We start from the raw sequence: 247 nt of genomic DNA on the forward strand, positions 1-247 counted from the left end.
CGCTTGATCAGCACGTTTAACGAGCTCTTCTACTGTTAAGCCATCAGCAGGAAAAAACGTTAAACCTATGCTTGCTGTAACATACACTGTTTCTTTTTTTATTTTAATACTCTGCATTAAGCTATTTTTTATAGCTTCGGCAATTTTTGATGCTTCATCCGGGCTATTTACACCCTCTAAAATCAATGTAAATTCGTCACCACCCAAACGTGCGACTGTATCTTTAGTCGTTATACAACTTTGTAGT

The 247-nt window shown here is 36.8% G+C and carries 1 protein-coding gene; it reads right to left on the minus strand.

Annotated elements, in window-relative coordinates; translation table 11 throughout:
• Positions 1–234 (minus strand): diguanylate cyclase domain-containing protein (locus AAEY83_RS17585; protein ID WP_351061251.1); only part of this gene is annotated, 234 nt, incomplete at its 3' end.
• Positions 235–247 lie beyond the last annotated feature (13 nt).

It is taken from the genome of Psychrobacter sp. TB20-MNA-CIBAN-0197, from assembly GCF_040309765.1.
GTDB lineage: Bacteria > Pseudomonadota > Gammaproteobacteria > Pseudomonadales > Moraxellaceae > Psychrobacter > Psychrobacter submarinus.